The sequence below is a fragment of the Alkalimonas mucilaginosa genome, from assembly GCF_036327005.1.
Taxonomy (GTDB): Bacteria; Pseudomonadota; Gammaproteobacteria; order Enterobacterales; family Alteromonadaceae; genus Alkalimonas; species Alkalimonas mucilaginosa.
On sequence record NZ_JAUGZK010000004.1, the window covers coordinates 135,102 to 160,666 of the forward strand.

24 protein-coding genes and 1 tRNA gene are annotated in these 25,565 nt (G+C 52.9%); 19 read left to right on the top strand and 6 right to left on the bottom strand.

Annotated elements, in window-relative coordinates; all coding sequences use genetic code 11:
• The first annotated feature begins 5 nt into the window (after positions 1–5).
• Both groL and QWF21_RS06935 read left to right on the top strand, forming a co-directional pair.
• Positions 6–1,649 (top strand): chaperonin GroEL, encoded by a 1,644-nt coding sequence (groL, locus tag QWF21_RS06930; RefSeq protein WP_330087318.1) that lies wholly within the window; start codon positions 6–8, stop codon positions 1,647–1,649.
• Between the two features lie 217 nt (positions 1,650–1,866).
• Entirely contained in the window at positions 1,867–2,430 is a 564-nt protein-coding gene (locus QWF21_RS06935) for a DUF3016 domain-containing protein (RefSeq protein WP_330087319.1), read from the top strand.
• Between the two features lie 47 nt (positions 2,431–2,477).
• Here the strand turns inward: QWF21_RS06935 and QWF21_RS06940 are convergent, their stop codons facing one another.
• A complete protein-coding gene (locus QWF21_RS06940; protein WP_330087320.1) occupies positions 2,478–2,789 on the bottom strand; it encodes a prephenate dehydrogenase in 312 nt (103 codons plus the stop codon).
• 140 nt (positions 2,790–2,929) lie between these two features.
• Here QWF21_RS06940 and QWF21_RS06945 point away from each other — a divergent pair, with 140 nt between their 5' ends.
• Entirely contained in the window at positions 2,930–3,358 is a 429-nt protein-coding gene (locus tag QWF21_RS06945; protein WP_330087321.1) for a MerC domain-containing protein, read from the top strand.
• Positions 3,359–3,361: 3 nt separating this feature from the next.
• Here QWF21_RS06945 and QWF21_RS06950 read toward each other — a convergent pair whose 3' ends face one another.
• The 3 genes from QWF21_RS06950 to rsgA are packed head-to-tail and all read right to left on the bottom strand — an operon-like array spanning position 3,362 to position 6,033.
• A complete protein-coding gene (locus QWF21_RS06950; RefSeq protein WP_330087322.1) occupies positions 3,362–4,060 on the bottom strand; it encodes a glycerophosphodiester phosphodiesterase in 699 nt (232 codons plus the stop codon).
• A gap of 57 nt (positions 4,061–4,117) precedes the next feature.
• The gene (gene asd, locus QWF21_RS06955) at positions 4,118–4,987 is read right to left on the bottom strand and encodes an archaetidylserine decarboxylase (RefSeq protein ID WP_330087323.1); all 870 of its coding nucleotides are present in this window, start codon (positions 4,985–4,987) and stop codon (positions 4,118–4,120) included.
• A 17-nt stretch (positions 4,988–5,004) separates the two neighbouring features.
• Complete coding sequence (gene rsgA, locus QWF21_RS06960) at positions 5,005–6,033, bottom strand: small ribosomal subunit biogenesis GTPase RsgA (protein WP_330087324.1); 1,029 nt, start codon at positions 6,031–6,033, stop codon at positions 5,005–5,007.
• A 139-nt stretch (positions 6,034–6,172) separates the two neighbouring features.
• Between rsgA and orn the strand changes: the two genes are divergently transcribed.
• Together orn and QWF21_RS06970 are read left to right on the top strand one after the other, a co-directional pair.
• Positions 6,173–6,724 carry an oligoribonuclease gene (gene orn / locus QWF21_RS06965; protein WP_330087325.1) on the top strand — a complete coding sequence of 184 codons (552 nt, stop codon included), beginning with the start codon at positions 6,173–6,175 and terminating at the stop codon, positions 6,722–6,724.
• A gap of 71 nt (positions 6,725–6,795) precedes the next feature.
• A tRNA-Gly gene (locus QWF21_RS06970) sits at positions 6,796–6,871 on the top strand.
• A 73-nt stretch (positions 6,872–6,944) separates the two neighbouring features.
• Here the strand turns inward: QWF21_RS06970 and queG are convergent.
• Entirely contained in the window at positions 6,945–8,072 is a 1,128-nt protein-coding gene (gene queG, locus QWF21_RS06975; RefSeq protein WP_330087326.1) for a tRNA epoxyqueuosine(34) reductase QueG, read from the bottom strand.
• A gap of 151 nt (positions 8,073–8,223) precedes the next feature.
• Between queG and tsaE the strand changes: the two genes are divergently transcribed.
• The 13 genes from tsaE (at position 8,224) to rnr (ending at position 23,695) form a co-directional block, all read left to right on the top strand.
• The gene (gene tsaE / locus QWF21_RS06980) at positions 8,224–8,712 is read left to right on the top strand and encodes a tRNA (adenosine(37)-N6)-threonylcarbamoyltransferase complex ATPase subunit type 1 TsaE (protein WP_407935268.1); all 489 of its coding nucleotides are present in this window, start codon (positions 8,224–8,226) and stop codon (positions 8,710–8,712) included.
• Positions 8,705–10,024, top strand: a complete 1,320-nt coding sequence (locus tag QWF21_RS06985) for an N-acetylmuramoyl-L-alanine amidase (RefSeq protein ID WP_330087327.1) — start codon at positions 8,705–8,707, stop codon at positions 10,022–10,024. Before tsaE ends, QWF21_RS06985 begins: the two co-directional genes overlap by 8 nt.
• Positions 10,024–11,736: a DNA mismatch repair endonuclease MutL gene (gene mutL, locus QWF21_RS06990; protein WP_330087328.1), complete on the top strand. Its 1,713-nt coding sequence runs from the start codon at positions 10,024–10,026 to the stop codon at positions 11,734–11,736. The genes QWF21_RS06985 and mutL overlap by 1 nt, the downstream gene beginning before the upstream one ends.
• A 2-nt stretch (positions 11,737–11,738) precedes the next feature.
• Positions 11,739–12,662, top strand: a complete 924-nt coding sequence (gene miaA, locus QWF21_RS06995; RefSeq protein ID WP_330087329.1) for a tRNA (adenosine(37)-N6)-dimethylallyltransferase MiaA — start codon at positions 11,739–11,741, stop codon at positions 12,660–12,662.
• 95 nt (positions 12,663–12,757) lie between these two features.
• Positions 12,758–13,018, top strand: coding sequence for an RNA chaperone Hfq (hfq, locus tag QWF21_RS07000; RefSeq protein WP_330087330.1), 261 nt, complete (start codon positions 12,758–12,760; stop codon positions 13,016–13,018).
• 43 nt (positions 13,019–13,061) lie between these two features.
• On the top strand, positions 13,062–14,342 hold the full coding sequence (gene hflX / locus QWF21_RS07005) for a ribosome rescue GTPase HflX (RefSeq protein WP_330087331.1): 1,281 nt from the start codon (positions 13,062–13,064) through the stop codon (positions 14,340–14,342).
• 37 nt (positions 14,343–14,379) lie between these two features.
• Positions 14,380–15,540, top strand: coding sequence for an FtsH protease activity modulator HflK (hflK, locus tag QWF21_RS07010; RefSeq protein ID WP_330087332.1), 1,161 nt, complete (start codon positions 14,380–14,382; stop codon positions 15,538–15,540).
• 3 nt (positions 15,541–15,543) lie between these two features.
• Positions 15,544–16,422, top strand: coding sequence for a protease modulator HflC (gene hflC / locus QWF21_RS07015; protein WP_330087333.1), 879 nt, complete (start codon positions 15,544–15,546; stop codon positions 16,420–16,422).
• A 42-nt stretch (positions 16,423–16,464) separates the two neighbouring features.
• Complete coding sequence (locus QWF21_RS07020) at positions 16,465–17,640, top strand: aminotransferase class V-fold PLP-dependent enzyme (protein WP_330087334.1); 1,176 nt, start codon at positions 16,465–16,467, stop codon at positions 17,638–17,640.
• A gap of 81 nt (positions 17,641–17,721) precedes the next feature.
• Positions 17,722–19,023 (top strand): adenylosuccinate synthase, encoded by a 1,302-nt coding sequence (locus QWF21_RS07025; RefSeq protein ID WP_330087335.1) that lies wholly within the window; start codon positions 17,722–17,724, stop codon positions 19,021–19,023.
• 87 nt (positions 19,024–19,110) lie between these two features.
• Complete coding sequence (locus QWF21_RS07030) at positions 19,111–20,493, top strand: S41 family peptidase (protein ID WP_330087336.1); 1,383 nt, start codon at positions 19,111–19,113, stop codon at positions 20,491–20,493.
• Between the two features lie 179 nt (positions 20,494–20,672).
• Positions 20,673–21,269 carry a tetratricopeptide repeat protein gene (locus QWF21_RS07035; protein ID WP_330087563.1) on the top strand — a complete coding sequence of 199 codons (597 nt, stop codon included), beginning with the start codon at positions 20,673–20,675 and terminating at the stop codon, positions 21,267–21,269.
• A gap of 65 nt (positions 21,270–21,334) precedes the next feature.
• A complete protein-coding gene (rnr, locus tag QWF21_RS07040) occupies positions 21,335–23,695 on the top strand; it encodes a ribonuclease R (protein ID WP_330087337.1) in 2,361 nt (786 codons plus the stop codon).
• Here the strand turns inward: rnr and rsmD are convergent.
• A complete protein-coding gene (rsmD, locus tag QWF21_RS07045) occupies positions 23,692–24,279 on the bottom strand; it encodes a 16S rRNA (guanine(966)-N(2))-methyltransferase RsmD (RefSeq protein WP_330087338.1) in 588 nt (195 codons plus the stop codon). The genes rnr and rsmD overlap by 4 nt on opposite strands.
• 79 nt (positions 24,280–24,358) lie before the next feature.
• Here rsmD and ftsY point away from each other — a divergent pair, with 79 nt between their 5' ends.
• Positions 24,359–25,564: a signal recognition particle-docking protein FtsY gene (ftsY, locus tag QWF21_RS07050; protein WP_330087339.1), complete on the top strand. Its 1,206-nt coding sequence runs from the start codon at positions 24,359–24,361 to the stop codon at positions 25,562–25,564.
• Position 25,565 lies beyond the last annotated feature (1 nt).

The following is a 25,565-nucleotide window of genomic DNA, read 5'->3' on the forward strand; positions in this document are numbered from 1 at the left end:
TGAAAATGGCAGCAAAAGAAGTTCGTTTTGGTGATGATGCCCGCAATAAAATGCTGAAAGGCGTCAATATTCTGGCCAATGCCGTTCGTGTCACTCTGGGTCCGAAAGGCCGCAATGTGATTCTGGATAAATCCTTCGGTTCACCGCTGATCACCAAAGATGGTGTGTCTGTCGCCAAAGAAATCGAGCTGGAAGACAAGTTCGAAAATATGGGCGCTCAGATGGTGAAAGAAGTTGCTTCTAAAGCCAATGACGAAGCCGGTGATGGCACCACCACCGCCACAGTACTGGCTCAAAGCATTATCAACGAAGGTGTGAAAGCCGTTGCTGCTGGCATGAACCCAATGGATCTGAAACGCGGTATCGACAAAGCTGTGGTTGAAGCCGTTGCTGAATTGAAAAACCTGTCTCAGCCGTGTGCTGATAGCAAGTCAGTTGCTCAGGTAGGTACTATTTCTGCGAATTCGGACTCAGAAATTGGCCAAATCATCGCCGATGCAATGGACAAAGTAGGTAAAGAAGGCGTGATCACGGTCGAAGAAGGCCAGGCGCTGGCCAACGAGCTGGACGTGGTTGAAGGCATGCAGTTTGACCGTGGTTACCTGTCTCCATATTTCATCAACAACCAGGAAGCTGGTCAGGTTGAGCTGGAAAGCCCGTTTATCCTGAATGTGGATAAAAAAATCTCCAACATCCGTGAGCTGTTGCCGGTGCTGGAAGGTGTGGCCAAAGCAGGCAAGCCATTGCTGATCATCGCTGAAGACGTGGAAGGTGAAGCCTTAGCTACGCTGGTGGTGAATAACATGCGCGGTATCGTCAAAGTGGCGGCAGTCAAAGCACCAGGTTTCGGTGACCGCCGTAAAGCCATGTTGCAGGACATCGCTGTACTGACCAACGGTACTGTGATTTCAGAAGAAATCGGCCTGGATCTGGAAAAAGCCACGCTGGAAGACTTAGGTACTGCCAAGCGCGTGGTACTGACCAAAGACAACACCACCATCATTGATGGTGCTGGTGACGAAGCAGCCATTGCTGGCCGCGTGAAGCAAATCCGTCAGCAAATCGAAGAAGCGACCTCGGATTACGACAAAGAAAAACTGCAAGAGCGTCTGGCCAAGCTGGCTGGCGGTGTTGCGGTGATCAAGGTTGGTGCTTCGACTGAAATCGAAATGAAAGAGAAGAAAGCCCGCGTTGAAGACGCGCTGCACGCAACCCGTGCTGCGGTGGAAGAAGGCGTGGTCCCTGGTGGTGGTGTCGCTCTGGTTCGTGTTGCTGCCAAGCTGGCAGGCCTGACGGCAGAGAACGAAGACCAGAACCACGGCATCAAAATCGCCCTGCGTGCGATGGAAGCTCCTCTGCGTCAAATCGTCGCCAACGCCGGTGAAGAGCCGTCTGTGGTCGTGAACAAAGTAAAAGATGGTTCTGGCAACTACGGTTACAACGCAGCCAACGAAACCTATGGTGACATGCTGGAAATGGGTATCCTGGATCCAACCAAAGTAACCCGTTCTGCACTGCAGTTCGCTGCTTCTGTTGGTTCATTGATGATCACCACCGAAGCCATGGTGACCGAAGTACCAAAAGACGAAGCCGCTGCCCCAGATATGGGTGGCATGGGCGGAATGGGTGGCATGGGCGGCATGATGTGATGCCCTCAGACCCCGTCTGAACCCCTGAAAACCCGGCCTTGGTGCCGGGTTTTTTATTGGGTAGCGTTCTGGAAACAGGCACAATAAATAACAATAAATGACAACTTAATGAATCCAATTCAGTCTATAGTCATATAATATTGACTAGAATTTAGTCAGGCTCGATCGCTGTGTTGTCGGGCTTGGTAGCGGTGTATGCTATTAATTGGAGGCAACAATGACCACACCTATTTGGCGCAAACTAATGATGGCAGGTGCCCTGGCTGGGCTGATGAGCGCAAGCTTTCATGGTCTGGCGGAGGATGCATCCAACTTAACCCTGACTTTCCAGGAGCCGGAAAAGTTCACCGATATCCGGCCCGCCAATGAAAGCCGGGCGCGTTTTCGTGAGCGGACACTGGCAGGTTTTGAGCGAATTTTTGAAGAATTTGCCGCCGAGCTACCGGAAGGTTATCAATGGCAGGTGACAGTGACGGACATTGATTTGGCCGGTGATGTCAATCCGATGTACAGCCGCACAGGGCAGGATATCCGGGTGGTGAAAGACTTGTACTCACCCAGAGTCGCTTTTACGCATGTGCTGCGTGATGGCTATGGCGAGCAGGTCGCCGCTGGTGATGAAAACCTTCGTGATATGGGGTTTTTGCAAAGTCCGCGCATGGTGGGACCACGTCACCAGGAGCTACGTTACGAGTACACCATGTTAAAGCGTTGGTTTGAGCGTGACCTGATGCCACAAATTGAAGCACATCAGGCCAAATTACCTAAAGTGAGCGAGTAGTAAGCCTGGCTGGGTAAAAACGGCAAGCCTTGAGCTTGCCGTTTTGCTTAATGGGTTTTTAAAGCTTGCTGGAACTCTTGCAAGGTTTGATGCAGTTGTTTTAGTTGCTGTACTGCTCGTTGCAAGGTCGCGGTACTGAACTGCTGGCTTTGACGCATGGCAGCCACCAGTTCGGCGGTTTCGGCTAAGTACGGCATAAAGCGGGCACTTTGTACCTGAAAACCGGCACTGGCCGGGAAAATTGCCTGATACTTACCTTTCCCCTGCTGCTTTAATGCATCCAAGGTCTGATCGGCATCCAGCGCTTTGCGGTACAACTCTTTCAGGTTGGTATCCAGTTGGTCTAGCAGTTGGTCCATAGTCCCGGTCTCATACAACATCATGCGGCAATTATGCCATAAAGCCTGGCGACCCGCAGCCGCTTCAGCTCGCTCTGTATTTCATTTTTTGCCGATTTGTTATATCATCTCATTCCTGTTGCTCATCGAAGGTAATTACAGTGCTTAGCCTGGGACGAAATGTATTGGATAAAGCGGGTATTGCGCTCACATCATTGTGTGCTGTGCACTGCATTGTACTGCCGGTGTTGCTGCCAGTGCTGCCTTTGCTGGGTGCCAGCTTTTTGGCCGATGAAAGCTTTGAGCGGGCCGTCTTACTACTGACCATGGTGTTGGGCTTCATAGCCTTGTTCTCCGGTTTTCACCGTTATCACCGCAAGCTTTACCCATTTTATTCGCTGTTTTTAGGTGGCTTTATTTATTGGCACAAAGATATTTTCGGCCATCACTGGGAGCCGGCGGTGTTGACCATTGGCGCTGCTTTTGTGGTGCTGGCTCATGTGATGAATATGCGGCTGTGTCAGCGCTGCAGCGGTTGCAAAACAGAGGTTGATTGCAAAGATAATGAGGCTGTGACCCAGCAAAGTTAAAGCTTAGCCGCCTTCGAATGCCCACACCCGGCTGCGCGCCGGGTAATTGGTAAAGATACCATCCACACCCAGCTGCTGCATCGCACTGATGTCATCCAGCCCATCCACGGTATAGACAAAGACTTTCAAACCGAGTTGATGGGCGTCATGCACCAGTTGCTGGTCGATAAAATTCAGATCGCAGTGCACCGAGTACATGCCTAAATCGTGCACGTACTGAGCATAGTTCAGTTGCAGACTGGCGGTAAGCGCCCCCAATCGCAGCTCTGGCAACGCCTGTTTTAACTGCAGCAGCAGATGATGATTAAAAGACGACACCAGCACATCACTGAGTGATAAGCCAAGCTCTTGCTCAGCTTTGGCCAGTAAGGCCAGCAGGGGCTGAGCCGTGTCTTTGCCTTTCAGTTCGATATTCAACCAGCAGCGGTCTTGTACCAGCTCCAGCACCTGCCACAGAGTTGGAATGGGCTCGCCCTCACCGGCATCCAGCTGTTGCAAATACGCCAGGCTATGCTGGTAAATGGTGCCAGTCCCATTGGTGGTGCGCTCCAGCTTGGGATCGTGTATCACGATCAGTTCGCCTTCTACCGCATACACATCCACTTCAATGGCATCGGCGCCCTGCAAAATGGCCTGAGCGATGGCCAGCAAGGTATTCTCCGGAAACTCACCACTGGCACCCCGGTGGGCAATGATCTGCATACAGGCTCCTTAAAAACGATGCTGGTGCTTAGCCTAATTGGCCGTCAATGGCTGCCGTTAGTCGTTTGGCTGCAGTCTTTTGGCAAAAGCTGCGCCCATGCGAGTGGTACTGCCGGGCTGCTGGTCGGCTAAAAATTCCAGTTGCTCTGGGGCAAACGCCAACACCACAGTGGAGCCCAGTTTAAAGCGACCCATTTCGGCGCCTTTTTCCAGTCGCACCGCTGTGGGGCCGGTGGCCGGGTACTGCCAGCGATGCACGGTTTTACCCGTTGGTGGTGTAATGGTGCCGGCCCACACCGTTTCGATGCTGGCAACAATGGTCGCACCGACCAAGACCAGCGCCATCGGGCCCAGCTCGGTATCAAAGATGGTGACTACCCGCTCGTTGCGGGCAAACAGGTTAGGGACATTTTCTGCAGTTAAAGGATTGACGGAGAACAAATCGCCCGGCACATAGATCATTTCGCGCAGGGTGCCGCTTACCGGCATATGGATGCGATGGTAATCTTTCGGTGCCAGATAGATGGTCGCAAATAGACCGCCCAAAAAGGGCGCCGCGGTCTCGGCTTCACCACCCAGCAGGCTTTGCAGCGAATAATCGTGGTTCTTAGCCTGTACCAGCTTGCCATCGGTAATGGGGCCCAACTGACTGATGGTGCCATCGACCGGGTGAGCGATGATATCGGCAGCGTCCGCCAGTGGCCGGATACCGTCTTTGAGTGGCCGGGTAAAAAACTCATTAAAGCTGCGGTACTCACGCGCCTGCTCAAACTTGGCTTCGGTCATATCGATTTTATAGGCTTTGATAAACAGCTTGATCAGCAGATGGCTGAAAAAGCCCAATCTGGCGGCTGCCAGGTAACCGACCAGTCGCGAGATCAGGTGCTTGGGCAGAATGTATTGCAGGATGATTTTTACTTGGTCCATAACGGGCTCTTTTGCTGTTAAAAATGATTCGGTTTGTCTTCTGCCATGCTGGTCAGAATCCGCAGATAGCTTTGGTACCGCTGTTCGCTGATGTTGTCATCGGCCACTGCTTGCAGAATAGCACAGCCTGGGTCTTTGATGTGCTTGCAGTCCCGAAACTTACAATGCCCAAGCAGTGGTTGAAACTCGACAAAGCCAGCGGTGACCTGCTCCGGGCTAAAATGCCACAGGCCAAACTCACGAATGCCGGGCGAGTCAATCAACTGGCCACCGCCAGGCAAATGGTACAGCCGTGAGGCGGTGGTGGTGTGCTGTCCAAGGCCAGATACATCCGAGACCTGTTGGGTAGAAAGTGCCAGCTCCGGCAAAATAGCATTCATAATGGATGACTTGCCGACACCGGATTGCCCAACCAGAATACTGGTACCCTCTTGCAGCAACTGCTGCAGTGCGTCCATGCCTTCGCCCTGCTTAGCACTCAGCCATAAGCTGGCATAGCCCAGCTCGCGATAGAGCTCCAGCTGTTGCTGCAAGGCGTGTCGTTGTTCAGCGCTCAGCAGATCGGTTTTATTCAGCACCAGCACCGGCGGAATACCGGTCACTTCGGCCGCCACCAGATAGCGATCGATGATGTGGGCAGAAAACTCGGGCAGTACCGCTGACACCACCACAATGCGGTCGATGTTGGCTGCTACCGGCTTTAAGCCATCGTAAAAATCAGGGCGCAGCAGCACAGTGTCACGTTCGGCTACCGCATCAATAATGCCATCGACACTGCCTTGCGATTGGCGGACCCGGCGAAAGGCCACCCGATCGCCAGTCACGACCGAACTTAACGTGCGGCGCAGATTGCAGCGGATCACACTGCCATCTGCCGCTTCAACATCCGCATGCTTGCCAAAGCGGCTTAAAATTAGCCCCGGCTCGGCTGGCAAATACAGATCGTCATCGCTTGAAGCACCTTGTTGGCTGGTGTCTAAGCGTTTCTCATTCTGACGGGCAATGCGTGCCTGTTGTTGTTTGGTTAAGCGTCGTTTCGGGCTCACTCGGTTTTGCCTGTTGTGCGCGGGCTCGGCTGAGGCAGTAAGCCGGCTGGTCGCATGGGAAATTGCGGTGTATGATACCGCTTATCCAACAAGTTACAAAGCATCCTGCTGTTTAAGCGGGTAAGCAGATGAGGCAGCGATGGCAGTGAATGAACACAATTTAATCTGGCTGGATTTGGAAATGACCGGGCTGGACCCGAAAAAAGATGTGATTTTGGAGATCGCCACCATCGTCACCGACAGCCAACTGAACATTCTGGCGGAAGGGCCTTCGCTGGCCATTAAGCAGCCGGATGCGGTACTGGATGGCATGGATCCCTGGTGTGTCGAGCAGCATGGCAAAAGCGGCCTGACCGAGCGCTGCCGCAGCAGCACAGTGAGCCTGGCCGAGGCCGAGCAGCAAACGCTGGCGTTTTTACGCCAGTATGTGCCAGCCGGCAAGTCGCCGATGTGCGGCAACAGCATTGGTCAGGACCGCCGTTTTCTGGTGGAGTACGCGCCAGAGCTGGAAGCCTTTTTCCATTACCGCAACCTGGATGTCAGTACCGTGAAAGAGCTGGCCCGGCGCTGGGCACCAGAGGTACTGAAGCAGGTGCAAAAGCAGGGCAGCCACCTGGCGCTGGATGATATTCGCGACTCCATCGGCGAATTAGTCACCTATCGCACGCATTTTTTCAAAATTCCGCAATAAAGGGCTTGCATTGGCCGCTGGTTTTTGTAAAATGCGCGGCATCAGGAACGTTACCAGGCCTGATGTGTATTGCGAGTTTAGCTCAGCTGGTAGAGCGCGACCTTGCCAAGGTCGAGGTCACGAGTTCGAACCTCGTAACTCGCTCCAAATTCTGAAAAAGCAGCCTTCTGGCTGCTTTTTTGTTTTCTACCCTGAGCCAGGCCATGAGCGCGAAGTTGCTTCAGGCATCACGGGGCAGGCCTTTTTTCACAATCCGTACCAGTCGTTCCGTTTGCCGTGGCAAGATCGAGTCCTCCAGCCACTGTTTTTTCTGCTGTTGCTGCAAGGCCCAATCGATGTGCTCTTGCACCAGTTCGGATGCGTCAGCCTGGGCTTGGTGCAGTGCCTGCACGATGTCCTCTGAAAAAGGCGCATTGCCAAGGGCGACTGCCAGGTTACGCTGCCAGCGCTCAAAACCTATCCGGCGGATCGGGCTGCCTTCGGTACGCTGCAAAAAGGTGGTTTCATCCCAGCGAAACAAAGCCAGCAGGCTTTGATCACGCCAATGGTCTTTGATTTGAAAATCAGCCTCAAGGCTAAGGGGTGCCGCCCGGTTTTCCGGGCAAACCAACTGGCAATCATCGCAGCCATAGATACGGTTGCCGAGCAAAGGGCGAAACTCCAGTGGAATCGCGCCTTTAAGCTCAATGGTCAGGTAGGAAATGCAGCGCCGGCCATCCACGATAAAGGGGGCGACGATGGCCTGAGTCGGACAACTGGTGATGCAGGCCACACAACTGCCGCAATCGCCCTGATGTGGCTGATCGATGGGCAGCGGCAGGTTCACCAGCAGCTCGCCCAGAAAAAACCAGGAGCCTGCTTCTTTGTTCAGCAACAGGCTGTGTTTGCCTACCCAGCCAAGCCCTGCTTTTTGCGCCAGCGGCCGCTCCAGCACCGGCGCTGAATCGACAAAAGGCCGGTAGCCCAGTTCGCTAACCTCCCGCTCTATGCGTTCGGCCAACTGCTTTAGTTTTTTACGGATCACTTTGTGGTAATCGCGTCCCAATGCATAACGGCTGATATAGGCCTGGCTCGGATCCTGCAGGTTGCTGGCGAAGGCTGCACGCTGTGGCAAGTAGTCCATCCGTACCGAAATGACTCTTTGGGTACCTGGCAATAACTCACCGGGCCTTGCTCGTACCATGCCATGGCGTGCCATGTAATCCATCTCGCCGTGAAATTCTTGCTCCAGCCAGGCTTGTAAACGCGGCTCTTCCCGCGTCAGATCGGTATCGGTGATGCCACAGTCGGAAAAGCCAAGCTCTTTGGCCCAGGTTTTAATGTGCGCTGCCAGTGCTGCTAAGCTCATACCATGGGGGAAGTAAAGATCGGATGTGCAGATGGTAGCATAAGCATCCTTGGCAGGTAATCTTTCGTGCCACTGCTATCGGGTATAACAGTTGCACGGAATTTTTGTTAAAATCTCCGGTCATAGCAGCAAATGGGCAGAGGCAAACCGCGTGCAGGCAGCAAACAGTTATCAACGAATTTTGCAGGATGAGACGGTAACGGAGCAACTTGCTGCCCGGCTGGCTCTATTGCTTCCAGAGCGGGCGGTGTTGTTTTTGCAAGGGCCACTTGGTGCCGGTAAAACTACCTTCAGTCGTTTCTTGCTCCAAGCGCTGGGACATTCGGGCGCGGTCAAAAGCCCAACCTATACCTTGGTAGAACCATACATGCTGGGTGCTAGACAAATTTACCATTTTGATTTATACCGGTTAACAGATCCGGAAGAACTTGAATTTATTGGGGGTCGCGACTATTTCAGCGACCAGGCAATCTGCCTGATTGAATGGCCAGAGCAGGGGCAGGGCTTTTTGCCAGAACCAGATTTAGTAGTGCAGCTAAGTTACCAGGCTGCAGATGATGAGCCTGTTCGCTGCATTGAAATGCAGGGCCAGACTGAGCTTGGTCGCTCGATAGTACAAACGATGAGTGCGCATGATTAACAATAGAAAAAGGTTCTGCTGGTTAGGACTGCTGTGGTGCTGTTGGGCTGGTTCGCTTTGGGCCGCCAGCAATGAAGTACAGAGCATCCGTATCTGGCCATCGCCGGAAAACACCCGGGTGGTGTTTGATTTAGCTGCTGCACCGGATCATCGCAGTTTTTCGTTGGAGAACCCCCACCGTTTTGTTATTGATTTACGGCAGCATAAGACGCAAAACCGTCTGCCGACGGCAACGGGGGAAGCCAGCTTAATCCAGAGTATCCGCTCCAGTTACACGGCCAATAATCAGACCCTACGGATTGTGCTGGATCTATCGGATAAAGCGTCTGCCAACGTCTTTAGCTTGCCGCCGACCGGGCCCTATGGTCATCGTTTGGTGGTTGATTTCAAAGGGGAGCAACGCGAGCTGCCGGTAGCTCAGGCCAGAGCGCAGCGTCAGCCTGGTCGTGATATTATCATTGCCATAGATGCAGGTCATGGCGGTGAGGATCCAGGTTCGATCGGGCCTGCCGGAACCTATGAAAAAAATCTGGTGTTGCCAATTGCCCGCCGGCTAGCCGAACTCATCAACAACGAGCCGGGCATGAAAGCGGTGCTGGTGCGCACTGGCGATTATTTTGTGCATTTGAACCGCCGTACCGACATTGCCCGTGAGATGCAGGCGGATTTACTGGTGTCGATCCATGCTGATGCGTTTACTTCACCACAGCCCCGTGGAGCAGCCGTCTGGGTATTGTCGCTACGCCGCGCCACCTCGGAAGTCGGCCGGATGCTGGAGCAGAAAGAACGTCATTCTGAGCTGCTTGGTGGGGTCGGCGAAATTATCCGTGACTCGGCGCAAGAGCGTTATCTGGCGCAAACGGTACTGGATTTATCAATGAACCACTCGATGGTGTCGGCCCACCAGGCTGCCACCCATGTCCTGTCGGAGCTGGGGCAAATCACCCGTTTGCACCGGCGCGAGCCACAGGCGGCCAGCCTGGCCGTGCTGCGCTCACCCGATATTCCTTCAATATTGGTCGAAGTGGGCTTTATTTCTAACCCGCAGGAAGAACAGCAGCTTCGTACGGCTCAGCATCAGCAACGTTTGGCGCAGTCAATGTTCCAAGGCCTGCGCCGGCATTTTCGTGAATCACCGCCGGCCGATTCATTGTTTGCCCAGCATCGCTCGCGAGAGCATCGGGTCGAGCGCGGCGAGTCGTTATCCCTGGTGGCACAGCGGTACAATGTGTCGGTAGAGGCGCTGCGCCAGCATAATCAGCTTAATGGCGATACCATTCGTATTGGCCAGGTGCTACGGATCCCAGACTAATGCCGATTCAGATTTTACCGCCACAACTGGCTAACCAGATTGCGGCGGGGGAGGTGGTTGAACGTCCAGCCTCTGTGGTGAAAGAGTTGGTAGAGAATGCGCTGGATGCCGGTGCCAGCCAAGTTGATATTGAGATTGAGAAAGGTGGGGCCCGGTTAATGCGTATCCGGGATAATGGCTGTGGTATTGCTCAGCAAGAGCTTACTCTGGCACTAAGCCGCCATGCCACCAGCAAAATCAGCAGCCTGGATGATCTGGAACGCATACTCAGCCTGGGCTTTCGTGGTGAGGCCTTGGCCAGTATCAGTTCGGTGGCGCGTTTAAGCCTGACGTCCCGACCTGCCAGTCAGGAGACGGCCTGGCAAGCCAGTGCTGAAGGTCGCGACATGCAAGTGCAGTTACAACCTGCCGCTCATCCGGTGGGGACTAGCGTCGAAGTACTGGACTTATTTTTCAACACGCCGGCCAGACGCAAATTTCTGCGGACTGAAAAAACCGAGTTTTTCCATATTGATGAGCTGATTAAGCGGCTGGCACTTAGTCGTTTTGATGTTGGCTGGACTCTATCTCATAACGGTCAAAACGTCCGTCGGCTTAAACCGGCGATGACACCGGAGCAGCAATTACAGCGGGTAGCCACACTCTGTGGTCGTCGCTTCTCTGACAGTGCCTGCTGGATTGAAAATCAGCATCAACAACTGAAATTATGGGGCTGGTTGTTGCCTCCGACGGCCATCGAGCGTCAACCCGGCTGCCAGTACAGCTACGTGAATGGCCGCATGATGCGCGATAAACTGCTGAACCATGCGATTCGTCAGGCTTACGGTGACTGGTTAGGGGACGATCAACAGCCGGTGTTCGTGCTCTATTTGCAACTACCGGCAGACGAAGTGGATGTAAATGTGCATCCGGCCAAGCACGAAGTGCGTTTTCATCAGGCCAGGCTGGTGCATGATTTTGTCGTTAGCGCTCTGAGCAGTGCTTTGGGGCAACTGCAACCGCAGGACCTACAGGCCCAGCAACACACTGCAGCGGCCTGGCAGCCGCAAACACCACCACAACCGACCATGGCAGTGGGCAGTGCATCACGAGCCGCTGCTGGCCGCGCAGGCTATCCGCTTACGAAAGCTAAGCCGGCTGAGGTTGCGCGGCAGTTGCAGTACCTGGATACTTTGCAGGAAGCCAGCCAGGCCGCCTATGTGTTGGCACCTGCCGGCGCTGCAGCAACAACTTCGGCAGGTCCGAAACCAATGTTGCTGCACAATCGCTTTATACTGCTGCAGACCGATGACGCTGTGCAGCTGCGCAGTGCAGCAAAAGCCATGGCCGAGCTGTGTCAGCCCTGCGAAGCCACTAAAGCCTTATTGGTACCTATGCGATTGAAGCTCAGTGCCGACGAAATGATGTTGCTGCAGCAGCAGGCGGACACCCTGGTAGCGCTTGGCTTTGATGCAGTGCTACGTGATCAGTTGCTGATCGTGCGGGCCATGCCGCGTTGGTTGCAGCGTAGCCCGCTCGAGCATTGCTTATTGCCATTCTTTCAGCAACTGCAGCAAAGCGGTTTGGTTGCTGCATTTGATATGCTACTTAAGGCGCATTGGGTTGCGTTGAACGATCTCGTAGAATGCTTGCCTGAGCTGCTGACAGCTACTCTTATGGAAGCGACTGTATCTGTTGATCTAAGCGCCGCTATCAACACGTTGGAGAGCTAAGTATGCCGCAAAGTCCGGTGCTTTTTTTGATGGGGCCGACCGCAGCAGGTAAAACTGCTTTGGCACTGGCGCTTGCAGCTGAACGCCCGGTGGATATTATCAGTGTCGATAGTGCGTTGATTTACCGGGGAATGGATATTGGTACTGCGAAACCCACAGTGGAAGAGTTGGCGCAAGCTCCACATTATTTGATTGATATTAAGGACCCGGCGGAAGCGTATTCAGCGGCAGATTTTCGTAGCGATGCATTGGCTTGTATTGAGCAGAGCAGGCAGCGAGGCCGCTTGCCGGTATTGGTGGGTGGCACCATGTTGTATTTTAAGGCATTGCTGGAGGGCATCTCCCCGTTGCCGGCAGCCGACCCGGTGATTCGGGCACAGCTGGAGTCCGAGGCTAAAGAAAAAGGCTGGGAGGCATTGCATCAGGAACTTTCTGTGATAGACCCGGTCTCAGCTGCTCGGATACACCCAAATGATCCGCAACGCATCAACCGGGCGTTGGAGGTTTTTCGGCTCACAGGTCAGAGTATGACAGAACTGACCGCGCAGCAAGGACCTGCTTTGCCGTTTCCGGTACAGCAGTTTGCGATTGCGCCAAGCGATCGGGCTCAGCTGCACCAACGTATTGAGGTGCGTTTTCAGCAGATGCTGGCGACTGGTTTTGAGCAGGAGGTCCGGCAACTGAAAGAACGGGGTGATTTGCACCTGCAATTGCCATCGATGCGTTGCGTTGGGTATCGACAGATGTGGCATTATCTGGATGGTGACATTGATTATCAGCAGATGCAGCAACAAGGGATCGCTGCGACCCGGCAACTGGCAAAGCGACAACTAACCTGGTTGCGAGGCTGGAATAATGTAAACTGGTTGAAAACTGAAGCAAAACTGACGGAAAACTTGCAAGCGGTGGTATCTTCGCTAAGCTAAAATCCGGGACGCAAAAATATAGTCAGTTGTACATCTTGAAAAATTTGAATGAATCCATAGATCAAGCGGACTTATAACAATAAGGAATGCGGCACATGGCAAAAGGCCAATCATTACAGGATCCTTTCCTGAATACATTACGGCGGGAGCGGATCCCGGTTTCTATTTATCTGGTAAACGGCATTAAATTGCAGGGACAGGTTGAATCCTTTGATCAATTCGTCATTCTGCTGAAAAATACCGTCAGCCAAATGGTGTATAAACATGCCATCTCTACTGTGGTGCCTTCACGGGCGGTGAACACCATGATAGCTCACACCAACAGTGGAAATGAATCTGACGAAGCCGACGATTAATTCCCCGGCCTCAGCACGGTTAAACACTTCAGATGTATCTGCAGTGGATCATGAACGGGCAATTCTGGTTCAGGTAGAGTTTTCTGCGCAATGGCCGCAGGAGACTTTGCAGGAATTGGTATTGCTTGCTCATTCTGCTCAGGTTGAAGTGGTTAATACTATGCGCTGCCGGCGGCAAAAACCGGATAGCCGCTATTATGTTGGCTCTGGCATTGCGGAGTCTCTGGCACAGCAGGTAGAAGCGCTTGAGCTGACGGTACTTATTTTTAATCACGATTTGAGTCCTGCGCAAACGCGTAATCTGGAGCGTTGTTGCCAGTGCCGGGTTATTGACCGTACAACTCTAATCCTGGATATTTTTTCGCGGCGAGCCCGCAGTTACGAAGGGAAGTTGCAGGTCGAGCTAGCGCAATTGCGTCACCTGTCTTCACGGCTGGTGCGAGGCTGGGACAATGCCGAGCGGCAAAAAGGCGGTATTGGTTTGCGTGGTCCGGGTGAAACCCGGCTGGAAACCGACCGGCGCTTATTGCGACAACGGATGACGGCGCTGCGCCAGCGTATTGACAAACTAACGCGACAGCGCGAGCAGGGAAGGCAAGCCAGACAACGAGCAGCGGTGCCGGTTTTGGCGCTGGTAGGTTATACCAATGCAGGCAAATCCTCGTTGTTTAACGGGCTGACCCAAGCCAATGTGCATGCAGCCGACCAATTGTTTGCTACCCTGGACCCCACCTTACGCCGGCTGGAACTGGCTAACTTTGGTGCCGTGGTACTGGCCGATACCGTTGGTTTTATCCGTGAGTTGCCGCACGATCTAGTGGCTGCTTTTAAATCCACTTTGCAAGAAACCCGTGATGCCGATCTGGTGTTGCTGGTGGTGGATTATGCCGATGCAGATTATCCCTCCAAGCTTGCACAGGTACAAAAAGTGCTGGCTGATATCGATGCTGCTGATGTGCCGCAATTGTTGGTGTGGAATAAGATTGATCAGTGTGCGCTGGCGCCACGTATTGATTATGACGAGCAAGGGTTGCCTCAGTCTGTCTACCTGTCGGCCAAAAGTGGAGATGGTCTGCCTTTGTTGCTGGACGCCATTCGGCAACGCTTGGCCCAGCATTATTTACGGCTTACCTTGCTCTTGCCAACCGATGCGGGGCTCTGGCGAGCTCGCTTGCATCAGTTGCAGGCGGTAGAACAAGAACATTTTACTGAACAAGGCGACACTGAGTTACACATTCGTGTGTCAGCGGCCGATTGGGGGCGCTTATTGCAGCAAAGTGCAGGCTTGCTGGAAAACTATATCGTCAGTGAACCGCTTTTTTGATACATTAACCCAAATCGTACTATCAGTGGAGTAGACCATGGCTTGGAATGAGCCGGGCAAGAATGGCAAAGATAACGATCCTTGGAAGCAAGGTGGTCGTGATCAGGGCCCGCCCGATTTAGATGAAGTATTTCGTAACTTTGGCAAAAAATTTGGTGGTATTTTCGGTGGGGCCGGTGGCGGCAACCGGGGCACCTCAGGTGGTGGCTCCGTTTCCACGGTGTTATTGCTGGTTGCCATTGTTGCTGCTTTGGTTTGGGCCTTTAGTGGCTTTTACACCATCAAAGAATCAGAGCGCGGCGTGATCCTGCGTTTTGGTCAGTACCATACTGAAGTTGGAGCTGGCATTCACTGGAAGCCCACCTTCATTGACCAGGTACGACCGGTCGATATCGCCAGTGTGCGTTCTTTCCGTACCGATGGCTTTATGCTAACCCAGGATCAGAACCTGGTGCGGGTGACCTTTGAAATTCAGTACCGGGTGTACAATGCGCGTGCTTACCTGTTTTCGGTTGTGAATGCCGACAACAGTCTGCAAGAAGCGACTGACGCAGCACTGCGTTTTGTGATTGGTCACTCCCTGATGGATGATGTGCTAACCCGTGGCCGTGAAGTCGTGCGGCAAAATACCCGCCAGGAGCTGGAAACTATTATCAGCCCATACCAGATGGGGTTAACGCTGGTCGATGTCAACTTCCGTGATGCCCGTCCGCCGGAAGAAGTGCGTGATGCCTTTGACGATGCCATAGCGGCGCAGGAAGATCAGGAGCGTTTTGTGCGGGAAGCGGATGCTTATGCCCGTGAAATCGAGCCACGTGCCCGTGGTCAGGTCAACCGTGTGATGCAAGAGGCGGAAGCTTACCGCCAACAGGTTATTCTACGCGCTCAGGGTGAAGTTGCCCGTTTCCAACAACTGTTGCCAGAATACATTGCTGCACCGCGGGTAACCCGCGAGCGTCTGTACCTGGAAGCGATGGAAGAAGTGTATAGCAATACCTCCAAAGTGCTGATCGATGTGACCAGCGGCAACAACATCATGTATTTGCCATTGGATCAGATGCTTAAAGGTGGTAGTGCTGGCTCTGGTTCTTCCAGTGCACTTCCGGTAACGCCACAGCGGTCACTGCAGGAGTCGCAAAATACTGCGCCGCGGCAGGATGGCATTCGCGGTACCACTACTCGTGATGGGAGACGTTAAGGCATGAAAAATTTAATTGTTGCAATCCTGGTGGTTGCCGGCCTGATCCTGTCTTCGGCACTTTTTGTGGTGCCGGAAGGCGAGCGGGCCATTGTGATTCAATTCGGTAAAATTCAGCGGGATGCAGCAGGCGAAGTGCAGGTGTTTGCGCCTGGCCTGCATTTTAAAATTCCAATGATCGAGACGGTCCGCAAACTGGATGCCAGGGTGCAGACGTTGGATGATCCGGCAGACCGCTTTGTCACCGCAGAGAAGAAAGACTTGTTGGTGAACAGCTATGTGAAATGGCGTATTCGTGATTTCGGTCAGTATTTTTTGAGTACCGGCGGTAATACCCAACAGGCTGAAGTGCTGTTAAAGCAGTACATCAACAACGGCTTACGGACCGAGTTCGGTACCCGTACCATTCCGGAAATTGTTTCCGGAGAGCGGACCGAGTTGATGGAAAGTGCATTGGAGCAGGCTGGCATCGCAGCCAATGAGTTGGGGATTGAGGTCATTGATGTTCGGGTGAAACAAATCAACCTGCCGGATGAAATCAGTATTTCAATTTTCGCCCGGATGCGTGCCGAACGTCAGGCCGTAGCGCGGGAGCATCGTTCCCGTGGTATGGAAGATGCGGAGAAAATTCGTGCTGATGTCGACGCCCGGGTGACCGTTATGTTGGCCGATGCAGAGCGTAACTCCCGTACCGTCCGAGGTGAAGGAGATGCCCAGGCTGCCAACATCTACGCAGAAACCTACAGCAAAGATGCCGAGTTCTTCTCCTTTATCCGTAGCTTAGAAGCGTACCGGCGGAGTTTCCGTAATAAAGATGATGTGTTGGTGATTCAACCAGACAATGACTTCTTTAAACACATGAAAACCAATCAGAAACCATAAATGAAAAAGGCCCTGCGGGGCCTTTTTACTGGGTGAGCTTTTATGTATCAGCATCTGTACCAACACTTTTTACAAGGGCATCAGGGTAAGCAGCATTTTGCCAGCCACTCGCATCATTTCTGGCCGGATGTAACCCGTCAGGCGATGCTGGATTACTGGGACTTAAGTGCGCGTTGCTCGGATGAAAAATGGCAAACTATTTTTGCTGAGGTGCTACCACAAACGCAGCGTTTGCTGGCGGCACAGCTTGGCAGCCAGCAACCGGAGCAATTGGTGTTTGCACCCAATACCCATGAACTGGTGATGCGCTTGCTAAGTTGTTTTGACTGGCGTAAGCCGATCCGGGTGTTAACCACCGACAGTGAATTTTACAGCTTCCAACGGCAGGTAAGCCGGATGCAGGAGGACGGCCTGGTTGAATTGACGGTGATCCCGACCGAACCCTTTGCCGATTTTGAACAGCGCTTTATTGCAGCAGCAAACAGCAATGAGTTTGAGCTGATTTTCTGCAGCCAGGTGTTTTTTAACTCAGGCGTGGCTATTGCCGATCTGACCGATTTTGTCCAGCAACTTGCAGCGGTATCGCAGGCCATGATCGCCATCGATGGTTACCACGCTTTTATGGCGTTACCCCTGGATGTATCAGCCATTGAATCACGCATCTTTTATCTGGCCGGCAGTTATAAGTACGCCCAGGCCGGTGAAGGCTGTTGCTTTATGCTGTGCCCAAAAGGGAATCAATACCGGCCTGTCTACACCGGCTGGTTTGCCGAGTTTGGCGCACTGGCACAGCAACGTCCGGAACAGGTACCCTACAGCACCAATGGCTTTCGCTTTGCCGGCGCTACTATGGACTACAGCGCCTTATACCGGTTGCGTGCTGTCTTATTGTTATTGCAGCAAGAGCAACTGACGGTGCCGGTTATTCATCGGTATGTGCAACAGTTGCAACAGGTCTTTTTGCAGCAATTAAGAGCTTTGGTGCCATCGGTGCTGAATGAGACACAGCTTTTACAACGGAATTTGCAGCAGCATGGTCACTTTTTGACCTTTGCTTTGCCAACCGCCGATGATGCCGCTGCTGTTTCCAATTTTTTAAAGCAACATCATATTCTTACGGATTACCGGGGCAACCGGCTACGTTTTGGCTTTGCCATGTACCAATGCGCGGATCAGTTTGATTTGGGCTGTCTGGCATTATTTTCGACGAGCAGCTGACTTTTTTTCAGCCATCCAGATGCAGTTTGCTCAGAGTTTTGGTAGAATCCACGCCTATTTTTTTTCCATGTTGTAGGAACCATGGCCAAAAACGTCGTTGTGCTGGGCACCCAATGGGGTGACGAAGGTAAAGGTAAAATCGTTGACTTGTTAACTGATAAAGCCTCGTATGTGGTGCGTTATCAGGGCGGGCATAATGCAGGTCATACCCTGGTGATTGGTGGTGAGAAAACAGTCCTGCACCTGATCCCATCCGGTATCTTACGTGACAATGTCACCTGCGTTATTGGCAATGGTGTGGTGGTATCTCCCGAAGCGCTGTTAAAAGAAATGGCGATGCTGGAGCAACGCGGCATTCCGGTGAAAGAGCGGTTAGTGCTTAGTGAGGCTTGCCCGTTGATCCTGCCTATTCACGTTGCACTGGATATTGCCCGTGAAAAAGCCCGGGGCGCCAAAGCCATTGGTACCACGGGTCGCGGCATTGGCCCGGCCTATGAAGATAAAGTGGCCCGGCGTGGTTTACGTGTTGGTGATTTGTTCAACCCAGAGCTGTTTGCTGAGAAGCTGAAAACTGTGATGGAGTTGCATAACTTCACCCTAACCCAGTACTACCAGGCCGACGCGGTGGATTACCAGCAAACTCTGGATGATGCACTGGCGATTGCGGATACCTTAAAAGCCATGGTAACCGATGTCACCGACTTGCTGGATAAAGCGCGTCGGGATGGCAAAGCTATTATGTTTGAGGGGGCTCAGGGTACCTTACTGGATATTGACCACGGGACTTACCCCTATGTCACTTCCTCCAACACCACTGCAGGTGGCGTTGCTACCGGTTGTGGTTTTGGTCCCCGTTACCTGGATTATGTGCTTGGTATTGTTAAAGCCTACACTACCCGGGTAGGCGCTGGTCCATTCCCGACCGAGTTAAGCTGTGCTGCTGGTGAGCATCTGGGGGTGAAAGGCCACGAGTTTGGTGCGACCACCGGCCGTAAACGCCGTACCGGTTGGTTTGATGCAGTTGCGGTGCGCCGGGCTGTGCAACTGAACAGCATTTCTGGTTTTTGCCTGACTAAACTTGATGTACTGGACGGGCTGGAAACTGTCAGTATTTGTACCGGTTACCGGATGCCATCGGGTGAAGTGCTGGATGTGCCGCCGCTGGCAGCTGAAGGCTACGAGCAGGTAACACCTGTCTATGAGACCATGCCAGGCTGGCAGGACAGCACCTTTGGTTGTCAGTCGGTGGAGGCTCTGCCGCAAGCGGCACGTAATTACATTGCCCGGCTGGAACAACTGACCGGTGTGCCAATTGATATTATTTCTACCGGCCCGGACAGAACTGAAACGATCACTTTACGGCATCCGTTTATCGAATCCTGAGGTTGTTTGTTCGCATCCTTGAAAAAAGCTGCCTTCGGGCAGCTTTTTTTATATGATGTGTTATCAAGTAATGAATGGGTTGCCTCAATGAAATTTTATCTTCTTGTTTTTGCATCGTTTTTATTGGCGGCATGCGGCGGCTCTGGTTCATCCGGCTCATCGGGTGCCAACCTGGTTAACCCTGCGCAGTTCTCTGGTCAGCATTGCCCATCGACGGCTTCTGCCAACGCCGAAGCATTTTGCCTGATGTTCCAAGATTATCTGTGGTATCGGGAGATGCCAGAGCGGGTCAATCTGAACCAGTTTAACAGCGCCGATCAATTGGTGCGGGCCGTCCGTGCATCGCATGATCGCTTCAGTTATGTCTTATCGGCTGAAGAGTATGAGGCGCGCTTTATCGATGCCAGGTTTTTCGGCTATGGCATGTCGTTTCAGATCGTTGATAACGAGAGTGCTTTGTTGATCCGTTTTGTTTACAGCGATGGCTCTGCTGCAGAGAATGGTTTGCAACGTGGCGATCGCATTACTGAAATTGAAGGCAAAACGGTGGCACAGTGGTACGCCGATATAGAGGCTGGCCGGGCAACCAACGATGATATGTTTGGTGCGAATGATGATGGTGTGATGCGCCACTTTGCTTGGATTAAACCGGACGGTAATGCTCTGCAAGCCGATTTTATTAAGCGTGAGGTCACTACCAATACGGTGTTGCATCGCTCAGTGTTGGAAAAGGAAGGTAAACGTATTGGCTATCTGGTGTTTAATTCATTTATTGAGCTGTCGGAAACCGAACTGGAGCAGGCATTTAGCTATTTTAAACAACAAAATATTGATGAACTGGTGCTGGATGTGCGATACAACGGTGGAGGTTTGATTCGGGTGGCCAGTCAATTGGCCTCGCACATCGCCTGGCCCACATTACAAAACAAGACCTTTGTTACTTTCTCCCACAATGACAAGAACCCGCAAAACAACCGGACCTGGCAGTTTAGCCTGGGGCAGCGAGGCCAGAGCTTCTTGAATTTATCTCGGGTGCTGGTACTTACTACGCCGGGTTCCTGCTCCTCCAGCGAGTTGGTGATCAATTCGTTGACCCCTTTTATCGAAGTGGTGCAAATTGGTGAAGCCACCTGTGGTAAGCCGGTTGGCCAGCAGCCGGAATACTTTGACCGCCGGCAGCAGGTGATGTTTGCAGTGAATTTCCAAACCGTCAACGCGCTGGGCTTTGGTGACTATTTCGATGGCCTGATGCCACACTGTCCGGTGCGCGAAACCATACCGGGTGACTGGGGGCTAGAGACTGAAGCCTTGCTGCAGGAGGCTCTGTATTATTTGAGCAACGAAAGTTGTTCCAGTGCATCGCAGCAGTACTTTGCCCCTCTGTTGCTGCAATCGCCTGAACAAGTTCGACTGACAGCTCCAAAGCAAAATCTGGCGCAGCCATTCTGGCGGCAGTGGAACGAGCAGTAGGCGATAAAAGCACAGTGATAAAGGCCAACCGCACCGAGTTGGCCTTTTTTTTGCTATAGTTTTGTCAGTAGTTTTGTCAGTCAAGACGAAACCAAGCCATGCCAGGAAGATGCCTGGTAGCACTGGAAAAGAGAACAGAGATGATACGGTATTTTTGGCAGGCAGTGGTGTTGGGACTGATGCTGGTAAGTGCAGCTCAGGCCGAGGAAAACCGCATCCGGCAGTTGGAGGCGGTACAGCTGTATACCCAGGATGAATTGTTGGCATTGATCCGCACCAACAGTCATTTGCGTCGGGTGCAGGATGATGAGTGTCAACTGGTTCGAGACATTGAAGCCCGGGCCGATATTATGAAATTACCGGCTTACCAGTTTTTATGGGGCGATATGCTGGCTTACGCCGTCTGTGTTCCTCGCGATATTGAACGTGGCTGGCAGTTGATGCAAGACGCGGCTGCGCAAGGGTTACCTGAAGGGCTGGAGCAAGTAGGCCGGTATTATCATATTGGCCGCTTTGTACAGCCCGATGCCGAAAAAGCCATTGTCTATCTGCGAGAAGCCGCAGCTCTGGGTAATTTGCCAGCCACCATCCGGCTGGCCGAAATCCTGCTTGCCGATGCCGGCAGTCCGCGAGATTACGAGCAGGTATACCGCTGGTTGCATCATTCGGTCACGGCCGATGCATCAATGCACCAGAAAATCAGTCAGTTGTTGCGTCAGTTCGAACAGCGGATGCCGGATCGGGTAGTGCAACGGGCGCGTCGACCTGTGTCCTGAATGTCATACAAGGATGCGCTGAAGGTGTTACACTAAAGGCTAGTTAGGTTACAGAAGAGTCATGCATGACCATTAAAGATCCCTTCCTGGCCCGTGAGCAGGAAAAGTACGACAATCCGATCCCAAGCCGGGAATTTATTCTGGAGCACATTGAAAAGCGGCAACAACCTGCCTACTTTGAAGAGCTGGTTGCCGAGTTGCAGCTGAGTGATGACGATCACATCTTTGCCTTGAAAAAGCGGCTGCGCGCTATGGAGCGTGACGGCCAGTTAATCTTTACCAAAAACCGGCGCTATGGGCTGGTTGATCGGATGGACTTAAAGAAAGGCCGGGTTATTGGTCATCGTGATGGCTTTGGCTTTCTGAAGCTGGATGAAGGTGGTCCGGACTGGTTTATTCCCAATCATGAAATGCATCGTTTGCTGCACGGCGATCAGGTATTAGCGACCCTGACCGAAAGCAGTCGCGGCCGGCAAAAAACCGAAGCTCGCATCGTGCGGGTGCTGGAGCCTCGTACTGAAGCTGTGGTAGGGCGTTATTACCGAGACTATGCGCTGGCTGTTGTGGTGCCGGACGATCCGCGCATCGGCCAGGATATTGTAGTACCGGAGGGTGCTCAGGGCGAAGCCCGGCATGGTCAGGTGGTGCTGGTGGAGATTACCGAGCGTCCCACTAAGCGGGTGAATGCAGTGGGACGGGTGATTGAAGTACTGGGTGAGCATATGGCGCCTGGTATGGAAATTGAAGTGGCCATTCGGAATCACCAGATCCCGCATCAGTTTCCGGAAGCTGTGAACAAACAAGTCAGCAAGTATGGTGAAGAGGTCGCCGGCAGCGATAAAGCCGGCCGGGTCGATTTAACCGCTATGCCTTTTGTCACCATTGATGGTGAAGATGCACGTGATTTTGACGATGCTGTCTATGCCGAGTCCCGAGATGATGGTGGTTGGCGGCTTTGGGTGGCCATTGCCGATGTCAGCAGCTATGTTCAGGTGGATACGCCGCTGGATCAGGAAGCGCTGCTGCGTGGTACTTCGGTGTACTTCCCGGATCAGGTGGTGCCGATGTTGCCCGAAGCACTGTCGAATGGGCTTTGTTCACTAAACCCTCATGTCGACCGGCTTTGCCTGGTGGCCGAAATGGATATTGGCGCCAATGGTAAATTAATGAATTACCGCTTTTTCGAAGCGGTCATGAACTCCAAAGCAAGGTTGACCTACAGCAAAGTGCATGCAATTTTGCAAGGCGATCTGGCGTTGCGTCAGCAATACCAGGCCAATCTGACAGCATTAGAAACCTTGTACAGCCTGTACCGCCGGCTGGCCAAAACCCGTGCCCAGCGTGGAGCCATTGAATTCGAAACTGTTGAAACCCGATTTATTTTCAATAGCCATCGCAAAATTGAGCAGATTGTACCGGTGCACCGCAACGATGCGCATAAGCTGATCGAAGAGTGCATGATCATGGCCAATGTGGCGGCAGCCCGCTTCCTTGAGAAGCATAAAACCCCGGCGTTGTATCGGGTGCACGAGCAGCCGGATCCGGATCGTTTCGCCAACTTCCGCCGTTTCCTGGCCGAGCTTGGCATTGAAACCACCTTACCGGATGAGCCAGAGCCGCTGCAACTGGTGCAGGAGTTGGCAAAGCTGGCCGACCGACCCGATCGTGAGCTGATTGAAACCACCTTACTGCGCTCGATGAAACAAGCGGTCTATCAGGGCGATAATGAGGGGCACTTTGGCCTGGCGCTGCCGGCTTATGCCCACTTCACTTCCCCAATCCGGCGTTATCCGGATTTGGTGGTGCATCGCAGCATCAAATCGATTTTGCAGCAGCAGGGTCAGCAGACCAAAGGGGCTCATCGCTACAGCCCTGAGCAGGTGGAGCAACTCGGTGAGCACTGCTCGATGACCGAACGCCGGGCTGATGACGCGACCCGCGAAGTATCGGACTGGTTGAAGTGCGAGTACATGCAGGATCATCTGGGCATGGAGTTCGATGGGGTCGTTTCCACGGTGACCAGTTTTGGCCTCTTTATCCGGCTGACTGAACTCTATATCGAAGGGCTGGTGCATGTGACCTCGTTGAAAAACGATTACTACCACTTTGATGCCGAGCGCCAGATCCTGATGGGGGAGCATTCGCGTCAGGGCTACCGGTTGGGCGATCTGGTCAAGGTCAAGGTGATGGCTGTGAACCTGGAAAGCCGTACCATTGACTTAGCACTGGAAGAAGAAGGTACGCCGCGCCGTAGTAAGGGCAAAGCCAAAGAGACGGCTCCGTCGTTGCCTGGTAAGGTGGTGGTCAAAAGTGCGAAAAAACCCGCAGGAACCAAGCGCAAGGCAGTTGCTGCCAAACCTGCAGCCAAAGGCCGGCCAGGCAAGCCGGCAGCTAAAGGCAAGCCGAAGGCCAGAAAGAAAGGTTAAGCCTCTCGGCGGAACAGTCGATATGCCAGCTGACCGGCGATTTTTTCCCGGTACAGCTGCCAGTTGACTGGCAGTGCCTGCAGGGGCAATTCTTTTTCGGTTTCCAGATAGATCCAGGCATTGCCACTAAGCCAGCCGTGTTGCTCCAGCAATTGACAGCAGGGCTCGGCCAGGTTTTGGCGAAATGGTGGGTCTATAAACACCAGATCGAAGGGCTGGCTGCAGCCTTGTTGCAAAAATTGCAGCGTATCGGTTTGTTGTACCTCTGCACTGGCAGCAAGGCTTTGGCACAGATTGTTCAGTTGCTGGGCTTGTGGTTTGTCCTTTTCCAGCAGCAAAGCAAAGCTGGCCTCTCTGGACAAAGCTTCCAGCGCCAGGGCTCCACTGCCGGCAAAGCAGTCCAGCACCCGTTGTTCAGCAACTTCCTGCATCAACCAGTTAAAGAGTGTTTCCCGCACCCGGTCAGTGGTGGGCCTGAGCCCTTCGGCATCGGCGACCGGAATTTTCCGGCCCCGCCATCGGCCGCTGATGATTCGGACTTGTCCCGGGCTGGCTGGTTTTTTTCCTGCTGCTGATCGTCTCATCTAATGGTTTATGCCTGTTGGTGAAGATGCTAGTATAACCACCAATTTTACCCGATCTGAAGTGCACTGACACCGACTTATGAGCAAAGAATCCAAACTCTTCTCCTGGCTTGGCTTTGGTAAGAAATCGACAACAGCTGACAGCCCTGAGCCAGTAGACACAACTGTGCCAGTAGACAGCCCTGAGCCAGTAGACAGCCCTGAGCCAACCGATAGCCCAGAACCAATCAGCCTTCAAGCTGAGGCTACACCAGAGTTAGCTGATAACACCCAACCTGAATCTTCTGCAGCGCCAGAGCCAGTCGCCAGTGCCAGGTCAGAGCAATTGCCGGTCAGTCAACCTGAGCCTGCAGTGACTAATAAACCAGGTTTTTTTGCCCGTTTGCGGCAGGGCTTAAGCAAAACCAGCCAAAACCTTGGTTCTGGCCTGGCCGCTTTATTTCTGGGCAAAAAAATTGATGACGAATTATACGAGGAGCTGGAAACTCAGTTGCTGCTGGCCGATGTCGGGGTAGAAACCACGCAGAAATTGATCAAACAACTGACACAGCATGCGGATCGTAAAGCGCTAAAAGATGCCGGGCAACTGTACCAAAAGCTGCAGCAGGATATGGCCGCTTTACTGCAGGATGTAGAACAACCACTGCTGCCAATCCACAGCGATGGTCCCTTTGTCATTCTGATGGTCGGGGTGAATGGCGTTGGTAAAACTACCACCATTGGTAAGATGGCACAGCAGTTTAAGCAGCAGGGCAAAAGTGTGATGCTGGCGGCAGGAGATACCTTTCGGGCTGCAGCGGTCGAGCAACTCCAGGTGTGGGGTGAGCGTAACCAGATCCCAGTAGTGGCGCAACATACCGGAGCCGACAGTGCCTCGGTTATTTTTGATGCGTACCAGGCTGCCAAAGCCCGAAAGGTAGATGTCTTGATTGCTGATACCGCCGGCCGGTTGCAGAATAAAGCGCACCTGATGGAAGAGCTGAAAAAAATAGTCCGGGTGGTGCAAAAAATCCAACCGGATGCGCCACATGAAGTCATGTTGACCCTGGATGCCGGTACCGGTCAGAATGCATTAAGTCAGGCACGAATTTTTAACCAGGCCGTCCCTTTAACGGGCATCAGTCTGACCAAGCTGGATGGTACCGCCAAAGGCGGGGTCATTTTTGCTATTGCCGACCAGTTTAAAGTACCGATCCGTTACATTGGGGTTGGGGAAGGGATCGATGATTTGCGAACCTTTAACAGTACTGACTTTATCCAGGCTTTGTTTAACAAGGACTCCTGAT